Raw genomic sequence first — 9,337 nt, 5'->3', positions numbered from 1 at the left:
ACATTGGTTCATTATATAAAAAAAATCATTGGATAAATTAGGTAATTCTCACACCCTTGTTATAAGAAAATATCTAGAGATAAGAGGTAGTTTTACTAGTTTCTCGTAAATATTTAGTAGAAACTAGCCTTACCAAGGTAATTTCTATTAATAAAAAACTCATAAACATTAAAAAAACAATATTCATGAAATGCTATTATAAAGATATATTCAGATATATTCTATCAATTCATATCTCATCTAAAGCTCTATAAAAGCATTCAATATCTTCAAATTCAGCCCTTTTATTCAGACAGATGCATCTTTCATCAATAAAGCCTTGCTTTAATTCTTGTAGATTCATCTGCTCTCTTTTTAGCTGCCTTACTTCTTGATAGCTGTTATTCTCGTCCACTTTCATTCTCCAGTCCTGATAAAGCTTTTTCCCTAATTCATACTGGTTAACATTACTCATGCTTGTATCCCCTTTTAAATTTTAAATGTTTGTAATTTCATAAATATTCTTTAATAAAAATATACATCATTAACACTTTTGTTAACAGGGTATAAAGGGAGATTTTAGGGAATGGTCATTACTCATTTAGGAGGGATTTACCACGGCAGATGGAAAATATTCAGACTTATGTTGACGAGGGTGGAAAAAGAAGATCACTACTAAATTGTAAATTTAGTCTATTACTCATAAGAATCTAAGAAGGTATTCTAAATCTATCACTTCCTTTTTCTATAATGTAACGGAGCATAACCAGTAACTGCCTTAAACACCCTACCGAAATGTGTAATACTACCGAATCCTACCTTCTTATAAATCAAATTGACCTTCATCGAGGAGTGTTCCAACAGCTTTTTCGCTTCTTTAATTCTAACGCTGTTCAAGTATTCTACAAATGTAAAGCCTGTTGCTTCTTTAAAAAATCGACTTAAATAGTATGGACTAACGTAAAATTTCTCAGCGACGAATTGAAGCGAAAGATCGTGCATATAGTTGTTGTTGATATAGCGGACAACCTCCGAAATTCTTTCATGCATGGGACTCGGATATTCTAATGCCTCTATGTTATTTTTCTGCATATGCCGACAGCAAATAATGACTAGCTGGAGTACTAACGTTTGCGCGTACATTTCAAAGCCCGGTCTTTTCTCGTCTATCTCCTGTATTATCGACTGTGATAGTGTTTCAATTTTAAGGCGCTCTTGCAAATGACACCTAACAATGATGTAATCTCGTTCGAACAACGGTTGAAGGATTTTCCTATAGGAAGGATTCCCAACAGACATACAGGTCTCATGTATATTAACAATAAGCCGCTCATGCTTTGGCATTTCTGTATTGGTTGTCCGATGCAGGATATTTGGTGAAATAATGACGATATCCCCTTCGTTAATCACTAACGTCCTATCCTTAATAAAAAATTCCCGTTTACCTGAGATTAAGTAAAATATTTCAAACGTACTATGAAAATGATTTTCTGGCATATTGTGGCTTAGCGCTTTCCGATGTGAGACGATGAATGTCTCTTCTGCGTTTTTAAATAGAAGTTCTTTCATCTTGAACCTCCTCGCTTTTTACTACTATTATTAGACGCGTTCTATTTCATTTCCTGCAAAATATAAGAAGGTTTTAGATAATTCCGCAAAAAATGTACATATTCCTGTGCTAACCTAGATGTAAACCGAGTAGGAGGGATTTTATGATGAATTTTCCAAAGTCTAATACCTATAAACCATCAACTGAGACACTGCTCCCTATCCAATGGGCTGAGAAAGCCTGCGAAACGATAATGGCCAAATTTCAGCCTGAGCAGCTTCCACCGGAGCGATTTCACTATCATCAGGGGGTATTTCTATCTGGTATGGAGAAGGTTTGGAGGCTTACTCAAAAGGAGCATTATTTCAACTATATCAAAAGCTGGGTAGACAGCCATATTCTTGCAGACGGTAGTGTCCCAAAATGCAAAACAGATGAACTTGATGACATACAGCCTGGCGTCCTTCTTTACACGCTTTATGAGAAAACAGGTGATGAGAGGTATAAGAAAGCTTTGCACAACCTTGTTCCACTATTAAAATCATGGCCAACTAATCCATCAGGTGGCTTTTGGCACAAGGGGCATTACCCTAATCAAATGTGGCTGGACGGATTATATATGGCTGGTCCGATTGCTGTCCAGTTCGGGAAGACTTTCGGGGAAAGTGACTATTTTGATATGATGGCCTATCAAGCGATTCTCATGGAGAAGTATACGAAGGACCGAGAAACAGGCTTGCTTTATCATGGCTGGGATGAAACGAAAGCAGCGCATTGGGCAGACCCTATTTCGGGAACAGCTCCTGAGTTCTGGGGTCGTGCAATCGGCTGGTACCCTGTTGCTCTGTTGGAAATGTTTGATCACCTTCCTGAAGACCATAAGGATAAGAAAAAGCTAGTTGCGATCCTTCAAGACCTGCTCATTGCCTTAACAAACTACCAAGATCCCGAAACAGGCTTATGGTATCAAGTGGTAGACAAAGGTCATCTGTCTGATAATTGGCTAGAAAACTCTTGCTCTTCTCTGTTTGTTCAAGCCATTGCGAAGGCTGTTCGTATGGGTTATTTGGATAGCAAATATATGGAATATGCTTGGAAGGGATATCATGGTGTAATTGATACGTTGAAGTTTGATGAAAATGGAAACGTACTCATCGGCAATATTTGCATCGGTACAGGGATTGGTGATTATGCTCATTATATTGCCCGTCCTACTAGTGAAAATGATCTTCATGGAGCTGGAGCTTTTATATTGATGTGTGCGGAGATGAGTTTGGCAAAAAAATAATTGCTAATCTAGAAAAAACAGAAGAGCTTTTTCAGTCTTCTGTTTTTGTGTTTGGTGTTTTATTATCGATGCATGATCGCTTTTTAACAAAATTTGCAGATATTACAATGATGCAACGAAAGAAAAATCTTTGGTGTTACAGATACCATTTTAAGGCCAAAATGGCAGTTACATCAATTATATACTTATTGCTTGTTATCAAATATAAGAAACTACCCTTCCTATAAAAGGGAGCAGTTTCTTATATTTCTTCACTTCACAAATCAATTTGACTGTGCAGACATCCATTCCATAATAGATGTTTTCTCACCATTAATAGCTATGATAGGCTCGTTATTGAAAACATATATCCAAGACCAGTGACCATCATATTGATGCGGATCGCCATTAGCATTTTTATATAGCCCTGAAGTATCATGTACATCCTCAAATAATGATAAATAAACATCTTTTGCCCCAGCTTCAATCAAACGGTTATATGTTGGAATCGTGTTTACCTCAGGATTTAAAACGGTATCATTTTTGGCATGAACAAACCATATAGGGGTATTCATCATATTTAGAATATCCTCGTCTGTCAGCAATGTATTATTTAAACCTTCACACACTGGAAATGCAGCTGCAAAATATCCAGGATTATCTCGAATCATTAGCATTGTCATATAACCACCATTTGAAGCACCACCGATATAAATTTTATTCGGATCGATATCAGGGTTATTTGCTACGTAGTCTTTAATTAATTCCATTAGAGCATGACTATAAATAGAAGTACCGTCAGCAGTTCCAGTTTCCCCCTGCATCCAATAAGTTGGTGCTTGCGGAGCTAAAACATACGCACCGCCATAGATTTCTTGTACTTCTTTAGAAGCGAAAGCAACAGCTTTATTAGCACCTATTGCAATTGTAGGATCAGTACCACCCTCTCCACCACCATGCAACCATATAATTAATGGGTTTTTACCTTTGTCTTTTGAGGGCTTGAAATCAGCATAAGATAATGTAACATCCCCGTAAGTTGCTTTACCAGTAGAGAACTCATCTATAAGGACTCTAGTTTCTCCTCCAAATGTGTCAATGACCAAATCAGATATTGTTCCACCCTTTCCAGGATGAACTTTGATATCTTCTACTTGAGTGATCGTATAGTCATAATCAACCCAATCATTATGACCTGTTGCTTGGTCATAATTTACAGTTGAACCTAATAAATCATTAGGTCCAATTTCCATTTCTAATACAACAAATTTCCCCTTACCATTTTTAATTTGCTTACCATCTTTGTCAGAAACATAAGCGTTTGTTACAGTACGGTCACCTTCTACATATGCTCCCCATCCACCCTCAGGAACCCTAGGATCAACCTTTTTAACATGTACATTAAAAGTATCCTCTGTCACTGCACCTTGTGGAACTGGTATACCTAACTCAACGATTACCTTAGTAATTACTGGACCAAAGTCTTGGACTTCAATCACTGTTCTGTACGTTTCTTTTTTCTCTTTTGCAGAAGCACTAATTGCAAAGGAAAATGTAACAGCTATGACTAAAACAAGAAGAAACATTTCTTTCATCTTTAACACGGTATACTACCTCCTCTAATCTACCAACTTTTTTTCAGCATTTAAAAACGATAAAATGAACACCCTTACATTGGAAGAAGAAATTACACTCCCTTCATCGAGAATTATATTAAAAGTAGTAAAAATAAGTTGATTAATCTACTTACCTACCACTAATAAACGAATGTATTTAAAAATTTTGATAGATAACAAGTCTTCCACTATTTTGTATGCGCTATCATTTATACATTGCATAAACGTCAAAATAATTCTTTGATAGTAATCCACAACTGAAGAAAGTTTGGATAATAATATTTTACTTAATCGATTTCAGAAAGTAAGACCTGCTTGTTCTAGAATTTCTTTCTCTTTTTATTCCCATAGAAAATATTATTTAAACCACTTTGCAGCTTTAACTCTATCTAGTTAACTAGTTCTCTGAAAAAAAACACTACTCGCCTAATTCATTAGCATTATTTAATATTGCACATAAACAGCATGTCTTCTTTAGAAATTACACCGCTCTTAACCTGTACTATGCCATCTACCTTTTCAGAATAATTCGTAATAATGATTGGTGTAATAATTTCCTTATTTTTACTCTTCAGAAATGAAATATCAAAATTCACTAAAGGATCTCCTACTTTGACTTTTTGTCCTTTGGCAATTCGTACGTCAAATCCCTCGCCATTCAACTCCACTGTCTCTAACCCAATATGTATGAGGATTTCTAAGCCAGAAATAGATCTAATTCCAATCGCGTGTTTTGTATGAAAAACTTGAATGACTTCACCTTCCACAGGAGATACAAGCATACCTTCCTCTGGGATAATAGCTACACCTTCACCCATCATTTTTCCTGCAAACACCGGATCAGGAACATTTTCTAGTGGTATTATTTCTCCAGTAAGAGGAGAATAAATTTGTTCTTTAACAAATTCTTTTTTACTCTTAAATATCTTATCTATCATTATCATTTCTCCTTTTATTATCACTTCAATTTAAGCCAAGAATTTGAATGGAGAAGATGGAAAAACAGGTTTTTCTTCTTCTCTTCTCCAACTGAAAATAAAATAGGTTCTGATCTCAAAGTCTTTTCTCTCCAATGATTAATACATCTGAATCAAACAAATGCATATCAATAACTGTATGTTTCTCTTTAAACGATACATTTGCTTCGGCAAAACGCCTTTGCTTTAAATCTATAATGGTGAATTCATAATTTTCAAAAAGTCTATTTAATCGTACCACTGTGTTAACTGGAACATATATGATAACCTTGGATGAATCATTGCTTATTGCCGCCCTAATCTCTTCTGTATTTTTTAGCACAACATCAATTGGTTGTAAGTCATTAAGGTTATATAATGAGAAAATTTTCTTAGCAAAGGAATAATCCCAAGCACCCTCAAACTTTATTGCATCCTTCCAATCATAAGGTTTGTCAAATGCCTCTCCAATTAAACCAAACCCTTTTCCTTTCTTGTGCCAACTCCATATGCCATGCGCTCCATACGTAATACCAGCACTTGCACCAGCTAGTAAGCTTTGCCATGCAGCTTTTCTAACATCAAATTGGTTAAATCGACCATATAAATTCCTACTATACCCAATTTGCTCATAACATGGCTCTGAATTAAGGGAAGGTCTTTTTACTGGTTTGTTACTAAATTCTTCCGCAAGCTTGTAGGACATATTTTGAAATTGTATATTGTGTCCAGATTGAAACATATAAAAATCTAATTTGTCACTATATAAAAAATCATCAGGAATTTCCATTAATCTTCCTCTAATGTGTAGACTAGTTAAACAATGGGGACTTAATTCTTTAATAGTGTTTAATGCTAATAAATAATATTCAATTGACCGTTTAGTTGGAAAATCTGTATCTCCACTTACAAGATAAATAGGATGATACTTAGAAAATCTTTCATTGACATATTTGACATATTCCTCTACTAATTCAAATGGCATATTGTTTACATCATTTATCTCTGATCCCCATGTATCAGGAACATAATTACACCACAATAGAACAAGCGCAGGCACAAATCCCTTTTCCACCGCCATCGCTATCATCTTTTCAGCACGATCGAAATAAGCATCGTTTCGCTCATAGAAATTGAAGGAACCATCTTCCTTATAATTAAATGGTTTGATATTCAAATCTGTTTCACTTGCGTCCCATTGCTGCAGGATATTTATTTGGAGGACATTAAAGCCCTGCATTTTTCTATAGTCAAGGTAAGACTCCCACTCTTCTAATGTGGCATTAGTGAATGCGCTCCAAACTGTATCGGCTAAATAAAAGAAGCGTTCTCCTTTTTCCGTTTCAAATTGCTTTTTATTTTCTGATATTCTTATTTTTATCAAGAATATACCCTCCCTTTTCATATCGAAGAGAAAATAGTGTTTAGAACTATTTTCTCTAGATATCATTACAATCCCTTAAAACTACTAATTTAATTTTCTAATCCATTGTTGTAAGCGGTTTCTGAAATTGGTTATGCAGACTTTTTCTCTTCTTGTTTTTCAGCTATTTCCTTAGTATAGCCAAATAATAAAGTAAGAACAAATGCTGTCGCTAGTGATATAAGAAGTGATAAAGCAAATCCATAGAATTGAGCCGAAAGACCTTCTGGGTCAATAAACATCGGGATTCCAAATACCCCACCTGATGCAAATCCGCCATACATTTTAGCACTAAAGAATCCTGCAACTGCACCACCTAGTCCACCACCGATACACGCCATAATAAACGGACGTTTAAGTGGTAGGTTAACTCCATAGATGGCTGGTTCTGTAATTCCTAAAAAACCAGATATTGAAGCAGTTGTAGATAAAGACTTTAATTTTGTTTGTTTTGCTTTTAAAGCAACTGCTAAAGCTGCACCTGTTTGAGCAAAAACTGTACAATATAGTAAACCATTAATTGGATCGAAACCAATTGTCGTAATATTATTGATCATAATTGGTATAAATGCCCAATGAAGCCCAAACATTACAGCAATTTGCCAAACTCCAGCGAGGAACAAGCCTGTAATAACTGGACTTAACGAATATAACGCCATTGCTCCATCTGCTAATAGTTGACTAGCGTATACAGATATAGGCCCTATTACAATGAACGATAGTGGAACAACTATAACTAAAATGATCAAAGAAACAAAAATTAACTGAAGAGATTTCGGTATGATTTTTAGTAAGACTTTCTCTAATTTTGCCACAAAGAATGCTGCAAGAATAATCGGAACGACTGATTGCGTATAGTTCATTAAGACTACTGGAATTTGAAGAAAGGATAACGCTTCACCAGCATTGTACATTTCAACCATTGTAGGATATACGAGTGCTGCTCCAACTGTAGCGGTAATATATGAATTCGTTTTAAATGTCTTACCAGCAGAGAATCCTAATAGAATCGGCATAAAATAAAAGAACCCATCTGAGGCAACAAATAAAATTTTATATACTCCCATTTCCTCTGACATCCAACCAAGAACTGTCAAGGCAACTAGAAATCCTTTTAGTATACCAGCAGCAGCCATTACTCCCATTACCGGCATAAATATACCTGATATCAATGACACAAATCTACTAAATATACTTCCTTTCTCAGTAGTTTCTTCTGTATCAACATCCTCAGGTGCTTTGCCAATTAATTTCGTTACTTCAGCAAAAACTTTAGAGACATGTTCCCCGATAACAACCTGGAATTGTCCTCCACTAATCACGACAGTCATGACTCCATCTAAATTTTTTATCGTTTCCTTATTCGCAAGTGATTCATTTTTAAGCTTAAATCTTAGACGTGTTACACAGTGGATGACACTATTAATATTTTCTTTACCACCCACTTCTTCGATGATTTGTTTAGCTAGCCTTTCGTAACTCATAATTCAATCCCCCAATCTTATTTTTCATTCGATCATTCAACCCATTTATTTATAATTAAGATAGGTATTAAAAGAAATGAACTATTCACCACCTTATATAGAATAAGCCTTCCCATTTTTATGTTGAAATTGTTATTACAGCTATAACTAATACGCTTACATTTTCTTTAAAGACTTGTATTTTATCAAACCTATCAATAAACACTTCACAATATTAGATTAATAGCGAATGAATAGCATTTTTCCATTCTATATAAAGCTGAGCTCTTTTTTCTTCACTCATTTTCGGTTCAAATATTTGTATCTCACTATTTAACATGCTAATCTCTTCAACAGAAACCCACATACCTGTTCCAAGACCACCAATGAAAGCAGATCCTAATGCAGATAATTCAGCAATGTCAGAAACCATAACCTTCATATTTACTAAATCAGATAGGAAACTCATTAAGAAATGATTAGATGTTGCACCCCCATCTACTTTTAACTCCATTACAGATATTTGATTTTTTTCTTGGATCAGTTCGATAATGTCTTTCACTTGATATACAATGCTTTCTAATCCAGCTCTCACAATGTGGGATTTTTTTGTACTTCTACTCATGCCGATGATTCCCGCTCTAGTATTTGGGCTCCAATACGGTGCACCTAATCCAACGAATGCGGGAACTAAATAAACTCCATCATTATCCTCCAGCATTTCTGCTAAAGCTTCAGCTTCACTGAATTCATTGAATAAGGTTAATTCATCTTTCATCCATCTAATGATGTCACCTGTTGTATTAATGATTCCTTCTAAAGCAAAATGAACCTTTCCATTTAATCCCCAAGCAACAGATGTAACTAAACCATCTCGTGCTTCAACTAAATCTTCTGTATATACCATTACAGATGTTCCTGTACCAAAAGTTGCTTTTGCCATCCCTTTATCAAAGCATTTTTGGCCGAATAGTGCCGCCTGTGAATCACCTATAACACCAGATATTGGGAGCTTGGTAACCTGTAAGTTCCTATCTTCAATTAATCCATATATTTCATCTGAAAATTTTACTTTTGGTAGCAT

General features: G+C 35.3%; 8 protein-coding genes. 1 reads left to right on the top strand and 7 read right to left on the bottom strand.

The window, feature by feature from the left end; all coding sequences use genetic code 11:
• Positions 1-229: 229 nt before the first annotated feature.
• A complete protein-coding gene (locus HU235_RS10030; protein ID WP_174880134.1) occupies positions 230-454 on the bottom strand; it encodes a hypothetical protein in 225 nt (74 codons plus the stop codon).
• 257 nt (positions 455-711) lie between these two features.
• Positions 712-1,548 carry an AraC family transcriptional regulator gene (locus HU235_RS10025; protein ID WP_095303108.1) on the bottom strand — a complete coding sequence of 279 codons (837 nt, stop codon included), beginning with the start codon at positions 1,546-1,548 and terminating at the stop codon, positions 712-714.
• 146 nt (positions 1,549-1,694) lie between these two features.
• Here HU235_RS10025 and HU235_RS10020 point away from each other — a divergent pair, with 146 nt between their 5' ends.
• A complete protein-coding gene (locus tag HU235_RS10020; protein WP_174880136.1) occupies positions 1,695-2,816 on the top strand; it encodes a glycoside hydrolase family 88/105 protein in 1,122 nt (373 codons plus the stop codon).
• Between the two features lie 263 nt (positions 2,817-3,079).
• Here the strand turns inward: HU235_RS10020 and HU235_RS10015 are convergent, their stop codons facing one another.
• From HU235_RS10015 to HU235_RS09995, 5 genes are all read right to left on the bottom strand, one after another.
• Positions 3,080-4,390, bottom strand: a complete 1,311-nt coding sequence (locus tag HU235_RS10015) for a prolyl oligopeptidase family serine peptidase (protein WP_174880135.1) — start codon at positions 4,388-4,390, stop codon at positions 3,080-3,082.
• Between the two features lie 461 nt (positions 4,391-4,851).
• A complete protein-coding gene (locus tag HU235_RS10010; protein WP_174880133.1) occupies positions 4,852-5,349 on the bottom strand; it encodes a PTS sugar transporter subunit IIA in 498 nt (165 codons plus the stop codon).
• 115 nt (positions 5,350-5,464) lie between these two features.
• The gene (locus HU235_RS10005; RefSeq protein WP_174880132.1) at positions 5,465-6,751 is read right to left on the bottom strand and encodes an apiosidase-like domain-containing protein; all 1,287 of its coding nucleotides are present in this window, start codon (positions 6,749-6,751) and stop codon (positions 5,465-5,467) included.
• Between the two features lie 131 nt (positions 6,752-6,882).
• Complete coding sequence (locus HU235_RS10000) at positions 6,883-8,274, bottom strand: PTS transporter subunit EIIC (RefSeq protein WP_095303379.1); 1,392 nt, start codon at positions 8,272-8,274, stop codon at positions 6,883-6,885.
• A 214-nt stretch (positions 8,275-8,488) separates the two neighbouring features.
• Positions 8,489-9,337, bottom strand: an 849-nt coding sequence (locus HU235_RS09995; protein ID WP_267905712.1) for an FGGY-family carbohydrate kinase, incomplete at its 5' end; no start/stop codon positions are given.

The organism is Metabacillus niabensis (assembly GCF_902829255.1).
GTDB lineage: Bacteria > Bacillota > Bacilli > Bacillales > Bacillaceae > Metabacillus > Metabacillus niabensis.
The sequence above is the reverse complement of the archived record's forward strand: the minus strand, read 5'-3'. Positions and strand labels throughout refer to the sequence as shown.

Coding starts and splice junctions, on each gene's coding strand:
- HU235_RS10025 (WP_095303108.1), bottom strand. CDS start 1,548: ATGAAAGAACTTCTATTTAAAAACGCAGAAGAGACATTCATCGTCTCA.
- HU235_RS10015 (WP_174880135.1), bottom strand. CDS start 4,390: ATGAAAGAAATGTTTCTTCTTGTTTTAGTCATAGCTGTTACATTTTCC.
- HU235_RS10020 (WP_174880136.1), top strand. CDS start 1,695: ATGAATTTTCCAAAGTCTAATACCTATAAACCATCAACTGAGACACTG.
- HU235_RS10030 (WP_174880134.1), bottom strand. CDS start 454: ATGAGTAATGTTAACCAGTATGAATTAGGGAAAAAGCTTTATCAGGAC.
- HU235_RS10010 (WP_174880133.1), bottom strand. CDS start 5,349: ATGATAGATAAGATATTTAAGAGTAAAAAAGAATTTGTTAAAGAACAA.
- HU235_RS10000 (WP_095303379.1), bottom strand. CDS start 8,274: ATGAGTTACGAAAGGCTAGCTAAACAAATCATCGAAGAAGTGGGTGGT.